The sequence below is a fragment of the Rhodococcus sp. G6(2025) genome (assembly GCF_058628105.1).
Genome location: NZ_CP179750.1, coordinates 3,757,022 through 3,775,016, shown reverse-complemented (window position 1 = coordinate 3,775,016; position 17,995 = coordinate 3,757,022). Strand labels below are relative to the sequence as shown.

Genomic DNA, 17,995 nt, shown 5'->3' with positions numbered 1-17,995 from the left:
TGGCGGCCGACAGTCTTCCCCGAGTCAGATCCGCCGGTTGCCCTCGGCGACGATCCAGCTCAGCGCCGGATCGTCACGTTCCATCCACTCGGGATGCCACTGGACACCGAGCACCGCGGCCCCCGGCAGCTCGACCGCTTCGACGACGCCGTCGGCCGTGCGCCCCGTGACCACCAGGCCGGTCCCGCAGCGGTCGACCGCCTGGTGGTGCCACGAGTTGGTCACCGCGCCGGCACCGAACAGACCTTCCGCGATCGAGCCGGGCTCGAACGTCACCTTGTGGTCGTCGGCACCGTCGGTGAGCGGGGGCGAACTCGACTGATGCCCGACGGAGCCGGGCGGCAGGTCCGCGATCAGCGTGCCGCCCAGAGCGACGTTCAGGACCTGCAGGCCCCGGCACACCCCGAGCACCGGGATATGTCTGGCGAGTGCGGCACGCACGAGCGCGATCTCGTACTCGTCCCGCTCGGGGTCGTGGACCATCGGATTATCCCGTGGATCCACGTCACGGACCACCGACAGATCCCCACCCCAGTACGCGGGATGAACATCCTGACCTCCGGTGATGACCACGCCCGCCAGCCAATGGCAGAGTGCCTCCGGGTCGGCATCGTAGGGCAGGTTCACCGGAATCCCTCCGGCCCTGGCGATCCGGTCCGAGAAGTCGGACATGAAGGTGTCAGTGAGCAGGTGACCGTAGCGCTTGTCCAGCCCGTCGACCAGCCCCAGCCGGACCCGTCGGCCGGTGATGCCGATCATCGGCCGGATCGCGCCCGGCGTCGCGTTCCCCCCGCTCACGGGAACTCGAAGTATCGCGCCGACTCCCATTCGGAGAGCTCGGCGAACGGATCACCGCCTGCAGTGTGGAACTGCATCCACTCCCAGCGCCGGGTACCGACCCAGTAGTCGACGAACTCGTCGCCGAGCTGCTCGCGCAGGATCAGGTCGGTCTCCAGCGCGGCGGCCGCCTTGGTGATGGTGTTCGGCAGCCGCTCGAGGTCGGGCACACACCACGCCAGGTCGCTGACCGGCTCGGGTGGCTCGATCTCGCCGTCGAGGCCGGCGATCACACCGGCGAGAATGGCCGCGACCGCGAGGTACAGGTTCGCGTCGGCGCCGGGAACGCGGTATTCGAGGCGGGAGTACGCCGGGTGACCGCACACTGCGCGCACCGCGGTGCTCTTGTTGGCGATGCCCCAGGTAATCGTCGTCGGCGGGCCGCTCAAGTCGACCAGGCGGCGGTACGAGGTGATCTGCGGGAGCATGACCGATGCCGCCCCGCGCATGGTCGCGAGCAGTCCGCCGACCGCGTGCCGCATCGTGGGCGACGGCCCGTCCTCGGCGTAGAAGGCGTTGACCCCGTCGCGCTGCAGAGACAGGTTGACGTGCGAGGCCTGGCCGTAGCCCGCGGTCGGCTTGGCCATGAAGGTGACGGTGTGACCGCGCTCGAAGGCCACCTCGCGCATCACTTGCCGGGCGCGAGCCCAGTTGTCGCAGACCGAGATCGGGTCGCCGGGAACCAGGTTGAGTTCGACCTGACCCGCCGCGTCCTCGTCGCTCCACGCTTCCCACTCGATGCCGATCTCGTCGAGGCGACGGGCGACCGCCGACATGTAGTCGATCCAGTCCTTCGACTTCGCGAGGTGGTACGCGGTTCCGGCTGAACCGCCGAGTGGGGTCAGGTCGCGATATCCCTTTTCCCGGGCCTCGTGGATGGACTCCTGGAACAGAGTCGCCTCGATCTCGACCGCAACGGTTGCCGTGAAACCGCGCGTGGCGAGTCGGTCGACCAACTTTCGGGCGAGGTTGCGCGGACAGGTTCCGATGGGGCTGCCGCCGGCCTGCCAGTAATCACCGATCACGGACTGCAGACCCGGCTCCCACTGCACCAGCGTCGACATGTCAGGCCGGAACTGCACGTCGGACACGTGCCCACGCCACTCGGGGAAGGCGAAGCCGAAGGTCGGGGCGTTGCCCAGGTCGAGGCCGAACAGGAGGTCGGCCATCGCGAAGCCCGAGCCCGCGCTCGCGGCGAACTTCTTGGGTGCCAGATTCTTGCCGAGGAAGCTGCCGTCGTGGTTGGTGGACTCGAGCCGGACCGTGTGCACGGGGGTCTCGAGCTCTGTTGCGGTGTAGGTGGTTTCAGACATCGTAACGAACCTTCCAGGATGCGGCGACCAGCACCGACAGCTGAGAGAACGTGCCGCGCACGCCGATCAGACCGGTGGACAGGGCGGCGATCAGGTCGTCGGCGCCCGAGAAGATGCCGGCCAGCAGCTCCGGTGGCCCGGCGATCACATAGTGGGTCTCGCCCTCGCCGACGACGTGCTGATCCAGCCCCTCGGGGCCCTCCGTGATCGCGACGAGCATGTCGGGGATCCCCGGCACCGACCGGGCCGCGGCCCAGAACGAATCCGCGGCGACCTTCCAGTCCGGCAGCGGCGGCGCCAGCAGTGCCAGCGCCGCGGCAGCGAGATCGTCGTCGCCTGCGACAACAGGCTCACCGACCAGGGCGAACCGGCCGTTCAAGTCGACGGTCAACGTGAGGTCGGGCTCGACGAACACACCGCTCGATACCGCGACGACACCGTCAGAGATGCTGATCGTCGCAGCCTGCGGGGTGTCGTGCGAGCGGACGGCCACAGTGCCTGCCACCGTCGCCACGACGGAGTCCGCACCGTTTGCGCGGACGGAATCGGCGATGGTCCGACCGATCAGCCGGACGATCGGACTCGCATCGTCCTCGATCCGAATGTCGAGCCCACCGACCGCGTCAGCCCCGCGTGTCGCGTGGCCGATCGTCGTTTCGGTCATCCTTCTGTCCTTTCGATTCGACGAGATCGTGTGCGCGGTACACCCGTCAGCAGCGGATCCCAATGGAAAACGTGTCACTGTCAAACGACTGGATCACGTGACTATGATGGTGAGGCACAGATCACTACTTGTCAACGACTTGCGAGGTTTCCCATTGAACGACGACGCTCCCACCTGGTGGAATCTGCTCGACGACCAGGCTCAGACCGTGGCCCAGATGATCACCCGCGTGCTGCAGAAACCCATTCGTGAGCTGGGACCGGAACAGGCCCGAGCGCTCTTGAACACGGCATCGCCCGCCGAGCCGATCACGCCGCTGGACCATGTCGAACAACTGACCGTGCCGACCCGTGCGGGTTCGATCCGGGCTCGCCTGTACCGCGCGGACAGTGCCGGTGCGAAGGGCAACAGTCCTGCTCTGGTCTACCTGCATGGCGGAGGTTTCGTCCTGGGGACCCTAGACGGAGCCGACGAGCTGTGCCGCGCGATCGCCGCCGGATCCGGATGGACGGTCGTGTCACTGGACTACCGCCTGGCTCCCGAAAACCCCTACCCGGCCGCGTTGGAAGACTGCGTCGACGCGTACGCGTGGCTGAGCCGGACAGCATCGGAGTTCGGTATCGATCCGGGCTACATCGCCGTCGGGGGCGACTCCGCGGGCGGCAATCTCGCAGCCGCCCTGTGCCTGTACCGACGCGACGAGCACAGCACCCTCCCTGTGACGCAAGTACTCGCCTACCCCGCCGTCGACGAGACATTCACCGCGTCGTCGTGGTCGGAATTCGCCGACGCACCGATGCTGAGCGCCGCGGACGCCCGCTGGTTCTGGGAGCAATACGTCGGCGAGCACCACTCGGGCGGCGACCATCTCGCCGCACCGATGCGCGCCGAGTCGCTGCGCGGTCTGCCGCCTGCCCTGATCCTGACCGCGGAGGTCGACCCGATCAGGGACGACGCCGAGGCCTACGCGGCACAGTTGGGGCGCGACGGCGTACCCGTCTCGCTGACCAGGTATGCCGGCGTCTTCCACGGCTTTGTCACCGAGATCGGCGCGTTCGCTCAGGCCAAGCAAGCGATCGACGAGGTGTGCCTGCACCTGCGCGAGGTCCGAGACGGGGGTTAGTCGTCGACGACTGGGGCCGCGGTCACCCGACCGACAGCCAGCGGCACAACGCCAAGCGCCGCCGACGGCTGATATTCAAGTCTCGCAGCGCGCCGAACACCACGCATGGACCCAGTCGCGACCTCTGGACCAGCCGGTTCGGTTTGTCGCGAGCTCGGGGGCCCGCCCCGCAACGACCATCCACTAACGGCCCGCGCGGCGGTCGCCGATCCGGTCCGCCAGCCACGCCGCCCGCAGCACCGGGTTGTGCAGGTACAGCGAACGGGGGAAGTGGTTCTCCGACTCCCACCACGGCATTATGTCCGGGTGGATTTCGTCGGTGGTGAGGCGATCGGCGAGGAGGCTACCGAGGTAGGGTGCCTGGCCGAGCCCGTGACCGTTGCAACCGATCGCGTAGTAGACGTTCTTCGACGCCTTACCGGCCACGGGCGCCCGCGAGGACGTCATGGCGATCCAGCCACCCCAGGTCTTGGTCACGGGCACATCACGCAGCGACGGGAACCGCGCACGGAAGGCATCGGTGAGGTCGGCCACCACTACGGGATCGGAGATGCGGTCGGAAATCGGGTTCTTCCCGATCTGCAGCCGACGTACCCCGACGGCGATCGTGTTGGTCGGGGTGACGTGATAGCTCTCCATTACGTTGTGCTTGGTCGCCAAGCCCGAACGGCTCGTCCAGCCCGTCGCCTCGATACGCTCGCGCTCGACCGGTGCGGTCTCGATCATGTTGACCCACACCGGCCGCGACAGCCGCTGCGGCGTGATCGCGAGTTCGGGCGCCCACGCATTGTTGGCCAGCACCACCTTCTTCGCGCGCACCCGGCCGAGCGGGGTAGTCACCGTTGCGCCGGAACCGATGTCGTCCACCGACTGTGCGGGCGATTGCTCGAATACCCGCACCCCCGATTCCAGCAGGGCCGCCCGGAGACCGAGGGTGAACATGCCGGGGTTCATCGTGCCGCCGGCGGGGGTCAGCAGGCCGCCGAGGAAGGTGTCGGGCAGGCCGAGTTCGTGCTGGTCCCCGAATTGCAGTGTCGCACCGGCGTCGGACAGCGCTTGCGCGTCGCGTAGCGCCTTGCGCATCTGCCCCTTGGTGACTGCCGCCCCGACATTGCCGACCGCTTCGTAGTCGCACTCGATACCGAGCTGTTTGATCAGGTCCTCCGCGAACTGCACCGACGACCCGGCGAATCGGACCAGGTCACGCAGCAGCTGCGGGTTTACCTTCGCCAGGATCTGGGGCTCACCGGTCGGTTTGGCCGAGATCTGTCCGGCATTGCGCGAACTCGCCCCATAGCCGCAAAAATCCGATTCGAGCAGGACGACATCGACGCCGCGCTCGGCCAGTCGCAGCGCGGTCGCCATGCCGCCGAGACCGCCGCCGATTACGGCGACGTCACAGCTGATCGTGGCGTCCAGTGGTGCGGTGAGGTCGGTGGGCCGGTCGACCCAGCCGGTGAAAGTGGTGTATCTGGTGTCGGCGTCTTCGGCCGGTAGCGAACTCCCGTTCATGATGCACTCCTTGTGTTTCGGATGGAACCTAGAGACCCATGCCTTTGGCGATGATCGAGCGCATGACTTCGCTGGTGCCGCCGCGATTGTCGGCGTAGAGCGGGCAATCGTGGTTTGTGCCGTCGGCCGGGCGTGTTCGGTGATGTACGGCAGGCACAGATGTGCACTGGCGATCCACCGAACGTGACTCCGGCCCTGGCCATCTCCTTGGCTACTCTGCGATAGAAGTCCCTCGGCACGATGCCTGCGACGAGCCACTCGCCGAAGACCGGCACGACCTCGGCGTCGATGAAGGCGCGGGCGGTCTTTCGAAGGCTTCGTGGTCGTCGTAGTTCGCGCGGCGCACAGCGCCCACGCCTTACCTTGTTGGTTCAGATACCGAGTTGCATGGGGGTGTGCTGGCCGCCCGGCAGCGCCCCGAGCGCGCCGACGGCGTGCACGATGCGTGCGGCGGTACCCGGGTAGGGATCGAGTGCCGGGGTGATGCTCAGGGTGCACTCGGAGCCGTCGCCGCCGATCGCGGTGACCGTCAACGAGCGCTCGTAGCCCTCGAAAGACCCCTTGGGCAGTCCCTTCCATGCGATGCGGACGCGTTCGCGACCGTCGTGGACCACCATCGCGGCCTCGTCGAAACCCACCCTGTCGCCCGGGCTGATCTGGATGCCCGCCACCTCGGTGGCGGCGTCGGCTGTGACGTATCCGCCGTACACCTTCGACTCGTACCCGGTGAGGCCGAGGACATCGGCGATCATCTCCGCGGATTCGTGCAGCACCCCGCCCACAGGACCGGGTTGACCGTCTGCGAGTGTGCCGAGGCCCATTTCGTCGGCAAGGACGCCTCGGCCCCACGCGGCGATGTCGGAGCAGGACTCGCCGATGATCGAGACCGGCGCGGGCAGCGCGCTGCTCAGCAGCGCAGGCAGCACGTCGAGCCAGAATCCAGGCAGCATGCCGGTGCCGACGATGCGCGCGCCGGTTCCCTCGGCGCGCGTCTGCAACCGCGAGTACATCTCGGGATCGAGCTTGACCCGGGGATGGACGAAGCAGGCGTGTACGAGGTCGACACCGGCATCGGCGCACAGTTCCATCGCCCGGTGCAGGACTTTGCCTTTCAGGCCGGCGTAGGCCAGGACGTCGAAGTCGCCGGAGCGGATCGCGCCCTCGAGGTCGGTGGTCGCCGTGATCCCGGCGGCTCGACCCCCGGTGAGTGTGCCGATGTCCTGGCCGGCCTGCTCGTCGAAGAAGACGATGGCGGTGGTCAGCGTGTGCGGGCTCGCCTCGATGGCGCCGACGAGCTGGGCGGCGGCGCGTCCGGTTCCGTAGAGTCCGACCCGGCGTGACTGCGTCGAATTCATTACCGCTCCTCAGTCGTTGGCATAGGCGACGACGCGGACTTCACACAGCAGCTCCGGGCGGGCGAGGTGTGTGACTCCGATGCCGGTCCAGCAGGGATACGGTTCCTTGATGTATTCGTCCTTGACCCGGCCGAAAGTTTCACCGTCACGGGCCATATCGGTGTGATAGGTGAGCAGTTCGAGAATGTTGTCCATCGAGGACCCGGCCGCTTCGAGGGCCTGCTTGACGCCGTCGAACGCGAACCGGGCCTGGGCCTCGATGCCGTCGGCGGGCGCCGAGGTGGCCGGGTCGATCCCGACCTGACCGGACACCCAGATCAGGTCACCGACGCGGGTGGCCGTCGAGAAATGCAGGTCATTGTGGTAACGCTCTGCACGCGGTCCGGGATTGAAGTTCTGACGCTTCGACATCGGGAAAGGTCTCCTGTTCTGGGATGGATTAGACGAGCTGCTGGAACACCGGCGAGCGGAACGCGTCGCCGGCGTTCAGCTTCGCCATCTCGTCGGTGAACAGCACGCCGTTGCGCGCGTAGCGCGGGTTCGACTTCGGCAGTTCGCGGAACGTCGCGTCGTCACCGAAGAATCGCAGCACCAGGGTGTGGCGATCGGGGCACTCGGCGTCGACGGCGGCGCCGCCGTGCAGCGAGCGGGGGTGCAGGAACACCACGTCGCCGGGGTTGACTTCGAACGAGACGAGATCCCAGGAGTTCGGGTCCTTTTCCAGGTCCTTGTCGATCCACGGCAGCCGCGGCAGCGATCCGTCGCCGTACAGCGGTTCGGTGGGATCGTCGGCGTTGGTGAAGCTGGCACCGTCGTACTCGATGCCCTTCCAGCTGCCACGCACGATTTCCAGCGAGTTCTTCTTGGGGACATGCTGGAACGAGATCCAGGCGTTGCCCCAGTCCGGGCCCGCCCACGGCAGGTTCGAGGTGTCCTGGTGAAATGGGCCGCGACCGCTCGCGCCGTTCTCCTTCACGAACACCTCTTCGGCGTAGTACCAGACGTGCTCGGAGTCCCACAGGCTCGGCGAAGAATTCGCCGAACGGAAGCCTGGTCATCAGTTCGTCGAGCCGTTCCTTGGCGGCCGGGTTGGCGTTGTCGATGTGGGTTTGCAGGCTCGTGCCGTCGAGACGACGGAAGACGAACGGGCCCGGGTTGGCCACATTCCACTTGAAGACCTCGTACAGCTCCGCGAGCTGTTCCGGGTTGAGGAAGTTGCGGACAACGGTAGCGCCGTCTTCCCAGAAGGCCTTCTTGACGGATTCGTCGATCATGGGGGTCTCCTAATTTCCTAGTGGGTGACGCAGACCACGCTAACCGCTAGGCAATATTTGCACAACAGTCGTTTTGTAAATGGCCTACGGGGTGAAAATCGCCCCGGCCCGCCCACTGTCGAAGGCGCTGACACCTCGAGCGGATACAGCGCGTGCTCCACGCAGACGACCTCCGTGGGCGGGCGCGATCACCTCAACCAGATCGGCGCGGGGCCCGCCAGGACATCTCGGCGTCGTCGGCCACCAGACACCTTGCAGCCCAGGGCGCCACGGCCGACATCGCGCACAATCTACGCAGCCGATGGGTGATCGGCCGGGACCGAAGCGACGGCTCACAGCTGGCATCGGCTCCGGTACCCGCGAGTTCGACCTCGCCCGAACCCGACACCCACACATTTACGGTGTTACGGCGCTGAACTGAGAGAAGGGCTGAGGTCGCCAATTCCTCGGTGAGTCGCACGATCACCGCCGTGCCGTCGGACAAGATTTCGGTGAACTCCCCCAGACAGCAGAAAGAACGGGTCGGCGATGGCAGTCATTGTTCGGCCCCACATCGTGGCGACCGAATCAGAATCCCTGGTGCGCAGATCACTGCGGTAAACCAGGACGGTTTGCACAACTATGTCGTCAGAAATTTCGGGGCCCGTGAGCTGGCGCTATTTCGCGAGTGAGCGCCGCCTTCTCCTCACCGGTCAGTGGGCGGCCGACCGCCTGGTCCTGATCCCAGGCGACGATCACGCTGACAGCTTCGACCACCACCGTGCCCGAATTGGTCGTCAGTCGCTCGTGCAGCCGGATGCTCGACGAGCCGACATGCTCCACCGCGAACGAGCCGCAGAGCACCCGTTCGCCAAGTGAGGCGGGGGCCCGGAAGTCCAGCTCGAGCCGGGCGACGACATACCCCCAGTCTGGAACCAGGGAGCCGACGACGCTGTCGAGCCAGCGGCCGCGGCCATCGTCGAGGATTGCCACCAGGGCCATGTGCGAGACGTGCCGATAGGCATCGACGTCGTTCCAACGCAACGGAATTCCGATGACCTGCGATGTGTCCATCCACCTCACCTGCTCACTTTCTCAGGGTCCGCCCGCCGACCAGCTCATGACGGGCCGGCCTCCGCGGCCGGCAACTCGGAGTTTACATAACCACTGTTGCGTTAATCATGGTGAGTCGATAATGTGGCGTGCGTCACCCTAAGAGCAGAGGGCCGGAGCCCCGGCGAGGGAGACCGTTCCGCTCGCAGGCGTCCCCCACGTGTCGACGCCTCCATCCCCATCACACCGCGACGGTGTGATCGACATCAGTGAGCACACCTTGACACAGCAGCCCACCACTTCCGACCGTGTCAGCCCACCCCTGTACGGGCCCGAAATCGTCGCCCGACTGGACCGGCTCCCGGTATTGAAACCACACATCCTGTGGATTGCCCTCATCGCGATCAATTTGATGATCGAGTATTACGACAACGGGCTTTTCATCTACATCGCACCGGCACTGCAATCCGACGCGGATCTCACCACCGGCCAGATCGGCACCATCGGCAGCGCCTTCTTCGTCGGCATGCTCGTCGGCGCGCTCATCGGCGGGCGACTGGCCGACCGGTTCGGACGCCGCACGGTGCTGGTGTGGGCGACAGTGGTCTACTCCCTCGCCTCACTGATGTCGGCGGCAATGCCCGAATACTCCTGGCTCCTGGTCTCCCGGATCATCACCGGCATAGGTGTGCAGGCGGCGACCTCGGTCTTGCTCGTGTACATCGCCGAGATGTTCCCGTCGAAATCGCGGGGACGCTTCGTCGCCATCGCCACGATCGCCTTCACTCTCACTGCCCCCATCCTCGGCGCCCTGTCGCTGTACATGCTGCCCAACAGCGCGCCGGGAACCTGGCGCTACCTGTTCCTATTCGGCACAATCGGCTTGCTCATCGCCCCCGCCGTCCGTCTGTTGCTCCCGGAATCGGTGCGCTGGCAGGTCGGACAAGGAGATCTCGACGCCGCCGACAAGCAGGTCGCCGACCTCGAAGGCAGGGCCCGGCACGCCGGTAAACCGCTGCCGGAGCCCGTCGTACGCATCGAAACCGGCACCCAATACACCCTGCGCGAACTGGTGCGAAACAAGAAAATGCTCCGGCTGGTCGCCGTCGTCGGCTTCGGTTGGTTCGGCGCCACGCTCGGGCTCTACATGTATCAGAATTGGTCGGTCTATGTGCTAATCGATTCGCTGCAATACTCCGAGACCGACGCCTACACACTCCAATTCGTCTGGTCGCTCGTGTATGCGCTCACTCCACTAGTCACCGTATTGCTGATCGACCGGATGGAGCGTAAAACGCTCATTCTCTGGTCGTCGGCGGCTTCGGCGCTCCCGATCCTGGCGCTCGGCCTCGCTACCAGCAATGTCGTGGTCGCCATCGCGGGCGGCGCCGCGGGCATTCTCACCGGTGTCGTGTTTTCCGTCTATTACGCCTACATTCCCGAAACAATGCCCACCGAGGCCCGAGGTCTGGGCACCGGCGTCATTTTCAGTCTCGGCCGACTGGGTGGCGTTCTCTCGGGCGTGCTCGGCGCCGCCATCTACAGCGCAGACGAATGGGGTCTCGACCGGTCGGGCCTGATGATCAGCGCAGCCGCGGTGTACATCGTGTCCGCGATCACGGTGTTCGGGTTCGGCCCGAAGACGGCCAACAAGTCGTTGGAAGAAGTCTCGGCGTGCGAGTTGCGACCTGCCGACTGACCACAGTCGCGTACGAGCGGGCCGCCCGGTCTGGAAAGGCCCGGCGGCCCGTTGTCGCCAGGAACTGAAACCACGTTGGAAGGCTGCTCGGCACCGTGCAGATGCCTGCGGGTCGATCCAGGGCGGCGTCGATGTGATGATGGGACCATGCTGACGCAGACGAACGACCCGGATGGTGCCGAACACACGGCACGCCCGATGCGAGGACCCGGGCGCCCGGTAGGCGATCACGAGGAGAAGAGGGCGGAGCTGCTCAGAGCGGCAACCAGCGTCATCGCCGAGCAGGGGTTCGCCAGAGCGTCGCTTCGAAAAGTCGCCGAACGCGCTGGATATACGACGGGGGCGGTGACCTACTATTTCGCCAACAAGAGCGACCTCGTCCACGCGCTCGCGGAAAGCCGCTTCGACCGGTACGACACACTGCTCGACGCCGTCGCACCGGAGGCAGACATTCGTGGACTGCTGCAGCAATGGCTGGAAATGTCGGTCGGGGAACCGGAATTCTCCCATGTGATGTCGCAACTGCTGGCCAATACGCAATTCGACGCGAAATTGCGGGAGACCATCGCTCGGCGATACGCGAGTTATCGTGCGCGCTTCGCCGACGTTGTCCGGGAAGGCCAGCGGCGCGGCACGATCCGCGATGACGTATCCGCGGTGATCCTCGTCGATCAAATCGGGGCGATGGGTGACGGGTTGGCGATCATCGCCCCCCTCGAGCCCCACAACTTCGGCGCAGACAAGATCGAGCAGATACTCGATGGGGTGATCCGGCTCATCTCTCCGCCGTAGCGGCGATGAGCCGGATCGAATTCAGCCGCGGCGCAGTTCGTGCTCGAGGACCTTGCCGGTGGCGCCCCTCGGGAGCTCGGCAACCAGTGGAACGTACAGGGAGACTTGTAGCGGCCGGTACTGATTGGCGTACTCGGTCAGCGCCTGCCCGTCGGACGGCGCTGCCGGACTTCAGCATCACGAAGGGCTCGACCCTCCTCGCCGAGTATCCTGCGCCAACGAATCGTTGAAAGCCGACGCTTGGACCTGGGGTGAGAATTTCAAGTGGCGCCCTGGTCTTGGTCAACTCTGCTCTGCCGGAATCGGAATGGCCCGAACCGCGGATTCTCACGGTCGGGTTATCAGAGGATCCCGCGATCTCGTCAATATTCTCGACCTCCAGGTCGACCGTGGCGTTTGTCGACAACCAGAGAAACGCTCGGACCTGAGCCAACTTGCAGGATTAGACATCCTTGCTGACACCAATTTGAGAAACTGCCACGCTGCTGACACGAAATCGAGACGACTGACATCGAACTCGAGAACCTACACCACCTCCAACAAACCTTCGTCCTGGTCTCGAGTGCTCCGTGTCACTCATGGTGTGCGCACTAGGCACGATAATTTCACGCCGTTCAGTGCCGAGAGCGGGACTGCTCGTCGGTCTGCATCGCCAGCACTACAGCGAACGCGGTGATCAGCAAACCCAGCAGAAGCAGCACATTCATTTTTGTCGCCCTTAATGTGTCAGCGTGGACCCGTCTGGTGGACCGGTCGTCGGTCGTCGGCATACATGGCCTCGATCCTCGCTTTGATCTCCGCGGTGCTCATGCCGCCGCTGCGCCGCACCGGCGGCGGCGAGGTGATCGAAGACGCCGGAATCATCGAGGCTGTGGTCATGCGCGCCCTGCCTTTCATCGTGTCTGCGGACTCGGCACACCCTGTTGGTGTGCACCTCTGTCACAGTGATGTGACTCGCTTCACATTTTCTGCTGTCAAGGTTGTACCTCACCGACCCTGTCGGCGCCAACCCTTCCCTGCCGCAGCACAGTTGACGCCTTCTGCGCCGCCGAGTCGCGATGCGGCCGGAGGCCGTCTCGGCCACGGGACCACGGCAACTCTCCGGCTACCGCGATGCGCTAGAAATAGGACGTGAACTCAGAGCAGGTATTCGGTGGGGAACCGCAGCGGGTGGGCAGTTTTCGATTCTTCCTGGACGGGCAGCGGTGGGAATGGTCCGATGCCGTCGCCCGGATGCACGGGTACCAGCCAGGTGAGATCGTCCCGACCACCGAACTGCTGCTCTCCCACAAACACCCCGAGGACCACTCGAATGTCGCGCGGCTACTGGACCGGATGATCAGCGCCGCCGAACCCTTCAGCAGCACACACCGCATCCTCGACACCACCGGCAACGTCCACCAGGTCGTCGTCGTCGGCGACCGGTTGCGCGACGACACCGGTGCCGTGGTCGGCACAACCGGGTTCTACATCGACCTCACCGACTCCTACCGCGACGAAGTGAAGGAGTCGGTCGACGAAGCTGTCGCCGAACTCGAACAGTCACGGGCGGTAATCGAGCAGGCCAAGGGAGCGCTGATGCTGGTCTACGGTATCTCCGCCGACCGGGCGTTCGACATCCTCATCTGGCGCTCCCAGCAGACCAACACCCGGCTACGCATCCTCGCCGAACAGATCGTCGCCGGATTCGGCCAGTGCGAATCCGGCGCGAGTCTGCGCACCCAGTTCGACCACCTTCTGCTCACCGCCCACGAAGGAGCCCCGCGCCCGGTGTAAGTGACGGCCCCGGGTCGGGGTCGTCACCCCGCAGAACCGGGACCGGAATGTCCGGATCAAGCACACGGACGTCAGGCGCAGTGTCGTATCAGCCGCCAGCCGCGGTGGGCGGCTGCGTAACCGGCGGCCGCGCCGAGGCACGCACTGATAATCAGGCCGGCCACCAGGAACGGGATGGGGTCCACCGATTCCATGCGCCCGGCGCCAGACCCGACGTACCCCGTGGTGAAGCGCACCGGGTACGACAACCACCAGGCGAACAAGCTGGTACACACCAGGCCCGCGCCGAGTCCGAGGGCCGTTCCGATCAATATCAATGTCCGCACAAGATCAACTTCGCGATCACCAGCTGTGCTGTTACCGCGGCGCCGGCCCGAGTGCCGTGGTAACACCCTCGGCACGGCATATTCCGTCCCACCTGCCCGGAATCGCCGGTCGAGGTGCTCCGAAAGCGATCTGCAGAGCAAAAATTGTCCTCAGCTGGCGTTTTGCCGAGACGCTGCGAACACTGACGGTGAGGCACTCACTCCACTCCCCCGCCGGCACTGCGCCCACCAGAACGATCTGCAGCAACCACCCGTTCGCATGGAGTGCGCGTGCCCGCAGCAGCGGAATCAGGTGTGATTAGTAGCCCCTCTTACGCGTGATTACCGCCCAGTCAGTTCGTGGAGGTACCCAGGCTCGCACCGTTGCTCGCCATAGGTGAACACCCCTCTCTCTCCATCCATCCATCCACTCCATCCAAGCTATGCGGACCTACCCTCCAGAACGACCCCGGTCGAGTGGAGACGTCGTTCAGGCCACCTCCGGGATGGAGGTAGCGATGGGGCACTGTCCACGGCGGCGCGTCTCGTAGTCGATCGGCGACAAGTGGTCGATCGATGAGAGCAATCGGTCCGCGTTGAACCAGCGGACCCACTCCCGGTCATACTGCTGGAGGGCGCGATGACTTCTCCGTACAGGACGCCCGATCGGCACCCACGATCGAGTGGTACAACTTCTAGGGCCACCACCTCTACCCTTCTCGACCCTGGCGAGCTTGAAGCCGAGAAAGTTGATCAGCCGTCGACATGGAACACGCGCCGACCGTGGTCGGCTGAACGGCGCAACGCGGCCTGGATGGCGGCGGTGCCACCGATTCCGCCGGCGAGGACGAGGAACAGTAGGGCGACATTGAGGTTCACGGGACAGGCCCTCCTCGGGGTGGACCAATATGGGTCCGGGTGCGGATCATTATGTGGTATAGCACAATTCGCGCATCCGGCATAGCTCGGCAACGAGGGCGAAGAGGTGACGCTGTCGTCAGCGAAGATCGCGGCGGGTAGGAACTTTGATCTCCGCGATACTGATCGACCCGGCACCGGCGAGGGTCGACGCTGCCCTGTGGTCGGATGTCGTACTCATGGTGGACGATTCCCGCCTTCGTCTAGAATCAGTTGGTTGGCTCCGAGTGCAATCGGTCAGATCACGGACGAACATGCAGTCATCCCACGAGAAGACCGCGGGTCATCGCCGCCGTTACACCCTCACCAGAACAACGTGCCCACCCACGAACGCAGGAACGGCGACGGACCGGCGAAACTGTGAGCCGCTCTGCCCGCCATCGACCGATCCGTCCAGCACCCACACTACGACCTCCGGAGCACCTACTCCCCCAATAGCATTCCAGTGAATCCTGCTATTGCTCTAGATTTCGTGCCAATGAATCTCTGCCGCACGTCGCCGACATACGGGCCACGCCGTACCGAAACTCAAACTATGAAGAATCGACCGATGCGGTCTGCCCTTCGCGCCGCAGGGTGCGCGTACGCGGACACCTACCGCAGGGGACCACCGGACTGGTGACCTCGTCGGTGTCGGCGCAACGTGCCCCGACGACGGTGCAGAGCCCAACGGTTGACCGGCCGAGTCGTTCTCTCATTTATTTCACTACCGCCGTCGTCACGGATGCCTGCCCAAGCGGGGCCGCCAGACGCTGGCGCAACTTCACTTCGTGGGCGTCGTCCTTGGACCTCAGAGGTTTGCCGGTCTTGGCCACCCGACGGCCGGCAACAGTCAGCATCGGTCGTGGAATCCCGATCCCCATTACCGGCACGCCTGTCAGGAAGTTCTCCTTGAAGAGAAACATCGAGGCGTCGGACACTTCGTCGTGGGTGAGCGCCGAGGCCACCCACCCGACTTCTGCTCCGATGGCATCCGCGTCTAGAATCGGGCTGCGATAGCCCCCCGCTGTCTTCGCTAGAAGCCAACGCAGAACAGCGTCACGAACCGCCCACTGACGATCGGTAGCTGCACTCACATTTCAGTCCTCCAGATAGATGCCACTAACGCTGCCCTGCACCATAGCCATCGGCAGGAAATACGCAAGCTTCGTGAAATTTACTGCGCGCCTTGCACCTCGGAAGCTCTGACTGCCACTGCAGGAAAATCGGGGTGCACGCTACTGAGACGTAGAGCATCTCCAATAGGAGGTACAACCCGGTGACGATGCTCCAACCGACCCCGCCGTCACGACCCGCCTGTACTTGAGCCGCCCCATATCGGCCGCTGAACTGGACTTATTTCTTTTGTTGGGTATGGTCGAAGCCAGTTCGCGGTTGCCGATTCGGAAAGGACCGACAATGGCTGACAAATCCGCCGTCAAGAGTTCGAAACAGTCTGCACGTACCCTCAAGGAGCGCCGAGCGGAGAAGCGAGAGAGGGCCCTCGAGTCGACCCAATTCGACCGAAAGCGTAAGAGCTGAAGGATAACTGACATCAACACACCACGCCACCCTCTTCACTGCCTGAGGATTGACGATATTGCCCGGGAATACAGCCAAAAAGCCTGACCCGCGCCCACAGCAGAAGGAGCAGCCCGGAAGAGACCGGCTCGGCGTGACGATATCACCGCTGCACTCTTCCGATTTCCTATAGGAGCGAACAAGACTCACACGACCCTGACAAGTTCAATGGAGACACGCCATAAGTTCTCGGTTCGCCCTGCGTGTGACCACCTGATCGGGGGGCCAACTTCCGGCCTCTGGCATGTCGTCCCGGCCGGGAGCGGCCGGGACGACATGTTTCCCAAGAAGTCAGGCTGAGCGAGACAAGAGCAACTCACACAACATCCGGCGAGATCACTGTCTCCTGTGCCGACCCTCAGGGTCGGCACAGCAGTGCCGGACCGTCGAGAAACTATGAAACAGAAATGAATCGTCCGGGACTCGTCACCCGACGGCCTGACCCGACCTCACTGTCGTCGAGGAAACGCCAGGCAACGTTGCGGGTCATCCTGCTGCCGTTGGATATCGCCGAAAGCGCCGACCCGGTCCCGGTTCCCGCGGTCGACTATGTCGAACCGTTCCTGCCTGCCCGCATCAGCGCCCCCACCACCACCGGAGACGATGGACCCCACGCACAGTTGCTGGCGTTCCGACACATCGTCGACCGCAGCAGTCCACCGATAACCTTCGGCATCGCACTCGATAACCAGCGCGCGCCTGACAGCCCGCAACGCCCGTACGTCGGCCCACCGGCAACGTGCCTGTCACTGTGGGAGGTTCCTGGCAACGGACTCGTATTGGCCTGCGAGGAACTTGCCCCCGACCGCACCGGCGGTCTGATCGACCGACATCATGACCCGCTCCGCGGCGACGGTAGCCCCGAATTCTGGACCGCCATCGAAGCATTTCTTCGACCCTTCGGACTGACGCCCGAGGCGAGCCCGATCGACGTATTCCCGCGACTGGACACCCGACTGCCCAGATCCGAGGTCTACCGACGGCTGCGCAGCCTGACAATGCACAGCCCTCCCCGGACCGATCGCGACACCGTCGAGGGCCTGGTCATCGAGGTCCACACCGACGGGGTCGATACGGTACGGCGACTGGTTCGACGAACCGAGCACCACACCCTGCACGGAAGCCGCGTCCCCCTCCTACCGTGGACTATTACGCTGGCACCGGGCCCCGCTCACCGACAGGCCGTGGCGTCCGGGGTCAGGGATCGCGATTCGCGAGGACGCCCGCGTCCTCGCCGTCGACCTCGGCGCCACCGCTACCAGTCCCGACTACCTCGATCGGGGCACCCGTAACATGCTCTACGGCCTCATCGGCTGGGTCGCCCTCCGCGCCCAGCACTCGGCGGACCACCGCCGCGTACTATCGCTCCTGCGCAACCGCCGCCACCTGTGCGAACGCGGCGGGCTCGCGGGCCTCGGCGACATCGCGGCGGCCCGCACACGGATGATCGAGACACGGCTTCTGCAAACACATCTCACCAGTGCACATCGATGCCCGCCACGGATCGCATCGACACACCTTCGATCAACGCTGGTCCACCGCACCGCCGACGAGATCGCTCTCCTACATACCGATCTCGGTAAGCTGTGTGACAGTGCTGAAAGCAGTCTCCTGCACCACGCTGCCGCCTCCGCCCGAGACCGGCGGTCCACGCTCGTTGCGGTCGCGGCCGCCGGTGCGCTGTTCGCGACGTCGCTTCACGCGGCCGGCGCGGCATCGCTGGAGGATTTACAGCGCTGGGGGCTCACCGTGGCGGTTGTCACCGCGATCGGCGCTGTCGCCCTACTCGAGGGTGTCGCACGTCGTCGCCCCTCCGGGACACTGACGATACCGAG

The 17,995-nt window shown here is 64.9% G+C and carries 16 protein-coding genes; 4 read left to right on the top strand and 12 right to left on the bottom strand.

From position 1 onward, the window contains the following. Positions 1-24: 24 nt before the first annotated feature. Genes ACLIVD_RS17450 through ACLIVD_RS17440 form a run of 3 tightly spaced genes read right to left on the bottom strand, consistent with a single transcriptional unit; the run spans position 25 to position 2,814 of the window. Positions 25-798, bottom strand: a complete 774-nt coding sequence (locus ACLIVD_RS17450; protein WP_005570164.1) for a gamma-glutamyl-gamma-aminobutyrate hydrolase family protein — start codon at positions 796-798, stop codon at positions 25-27. Continuing rightward, the gene (locus tag ACLIVD_RS17445; protein ID WP_491932773.1) at positions 795-2,150 is read right to left on the bottom strand and encodes a glutamine synthetase family protein; all 1,356 of its coding nucleotides are present in this window, start codon (positions 2,148-2,150) and stop codon (positions 795-797) included. Before ACLIVD_RS17445 ends, ACLIVD_RS17450 begins: the two co-directional genes overlap by 4 nt. Then, positions 2,143-2,814 carry a hypothetical protein gene (locus tag ACLIVD_RS17440; protein WP_005570162.1) on the bottom strand — a complete coding sequence of 224 codons (672 nt, stop codon included), beginning with the start codon at positions 2,812-2,814 and terminating at the stop codon, positions 2,143-2,145. The genes ACLIVD_RS17445 and ACLIVD_RS17440 overlap by 8 nt, the downstream gene beginning before the upstream one ends. Before the next feature lie 154 nt (positions 2,815-2,968). Here ACLIVD_RS17440 and ACLIVD_RS17435 point away from each other — a divergent pair, with 154 nt between their 5' ends. Next, on the top strand, positions 2,969-3,937 hold the full coding sequence (locus ACLIVD_RS17435; protein WP_283331623.1) for an alpha/beta hydrolase: 969 nt from the start codon (positions 2,969-2,971) through the stop codon (positions 3,935-3,937). 183 nt (positions 3,938-4,120) lie between these two features. Here ACLIVD_RS17435 and ACLIVD_RS17430 read toward each other — a convergent pair whose 3' ends face one another. The 5 genes from ACLIVD_RS17430 to ACLIVD_RS17410 form a co-directional block, all read right to left on the bottom strand. Beyond that, on the bottom strand, positions 4,121-5,449 hold the full coding sequence (locus ACLIVD_RS17430; RefSeq protein WP_095869550.1) for an NAD(P)/FAD-dependent oxidoreductase: 1,329 nt from the start codon (positions 5,447-5,449) through the stop codon (positions 4,121-4,123). A 371-nt stretch (positions 5,450-5,820) separates the two neighbouring features. Continuing rightward, the gene (locus ACLIVD_RS17425) at positions 5,821-6,804 is read right to left on the bottom strand and encodes a hypothetical protein (RefSeq protein ID WP_317567831.1); all 984 of its coding nucleotides are present in this window, start codon (positions 6,802-6,804) and stop codon (positions 5,821-5,823) included. 9 nt (positions 6,805-6,813) lie between these two features. Continuing rightward, positions 6,814-7,215 (bottom strand): RidA family protein, encoded by a 402-nt coding sequence (locus tag ACLIVD_RS17420; protein ID WP_005570157.1) that lies wholly within the window; start codon positions 7,213-7,215, stop codon positions 6,814-6,816. 28 nt (positions 7,216-7,243) lie between these two features. Beyond that, positions 7,244-7,780 (bottom strand): phytanoyl-CoA dioxygenase family protein, encoded by a 537-nt coding sequence (locus tag ACLIVD_RS17415; protein WP_491932771.1) that lies wholly within the window; start codon positions 7,778-7,780, stop codon positions 7,244-7,246. Between the two features lie 925 nt (positions 7,781-8,705). Continuing rightward, a complete protein-coding gene (locus ACLIVD_RS17410) occupies positions 8,706-9,131 on the bottom strand; it encodes an acyl-CoA thioesterase (RefSeq protein ID WP_206016764.1) in 426 nt (141 codons plus the stop codon). A gap of 259 nt (positions 9,132-9,390) precedes the next feature. On the opposite strand from ACLIVD_RS17410, the gene ACLIVD_RS17405 reads away from it, so the two are divergent. Together ACLIVD_RS17405 and ACLIVD_RS17400 are read left to right on the top strand one after the other, a co-directional pair. Beyond that, entirely contained in the window at positions 9,391-10,809 is a 1,419-nt protein-coding gene (locus ACLIVD_RS17405) for an MFS transporter (protein WP_317567829.1), read from the top strand. Positions 10,810-10,956: 147 nt separating this feature from the next. After that, positions 10,957-11,601 (top strand): TetR/AcrR family transcriptional regulator, encoded by a 645-nt coding sequence (locus ACLIVD_RS17400; protein WP_095869555.1) that lies wholly within the window; start codon positions 10,957-10,959, stop codon positions 11,599-11,601. Positions 11,602-12,327: 726 nt separating this feature from the next. Here ACLIVD_RS17400 and ACLIVD_RS17395 read toward each other — a convergent pair. Beyond that, complete coding sequence (locus tag ACLIVD_RS17395) at positions 12,328-12,480, bottom strand: hypothetical protein (RefSeq protein ID WP_005570150.1); 153 nt, start codon at positions 12,478-12,480, stop codon at positions 12,328-12,330. A 252-nt stretch (positions 12,481-12,732) separates the two neighbouring features. Here ACLIVD_RS17395 and ACLIVD_RS17390 point away from each other — a divergent pair, with 252 nt between their 5' ends. Then, complete coding sequence (locus ACLIVD_RS17390) at positions 12,733-13,377, top strand: PAS and ANTAR domain-containing protein (RefSeq protein WP_317567828.1); 645 nt, start codon at positions 12,733-12,735, stop codon at positions 13,375-13,377. A gap of 71 nt (positions 13,378-13,448) precedes the next feature. On the opposite strand, the gene ACLIVD_RS17385 is transcribed toward ACLIVD_RS17390, so the two are convergent. The 3 genes from ACLIVD_RS17385 to ACLIVD_RS17375 all read right to left on the bottom strand — a co-directional run bounded on the left by ACLIVD_RS17385 (position 13,449) and on the right by ACLIVD_RS17375 (position 15,676). After that, positions 13,449-13,703, bottom strand: coding sequence for a hypothetical protein (locus ACLIVD_RS17385; RefSeq protein WP_283331630.1), 255 nt, complete (start codon positions 13,701-13,703; stop codon positions 13,449-13,451). 732 nt (positions 13,704-14,435) lie between these two features. Beyond that, positions 14,436-14,561: a hypothetical protein gene (locus ACLIVD_RS17380; protein ID WP_283331631.1), complete on the bottom strand. Its 126-nt coding sequence runs from the start codon at positions 14,559-14,561 to the stop codon at positions 14,436-14,438. A 737-nt stretch (positions 14,562-15,298) separates the two neighbouring features. After that, on the bottom strand, positions 15,299-15,676 hold the full coding sequence (locus ACLIVD_RS17375; RefSeq protein ID WP_283353467.1) for a serine recombinase: 378 nt from the start codon (positions 15,674-15,676) through the stop codon (positions 15,299-15,301). Between the last annotated feature and the right edge of the window lie 2,319 nt (positions 15,677-17,995).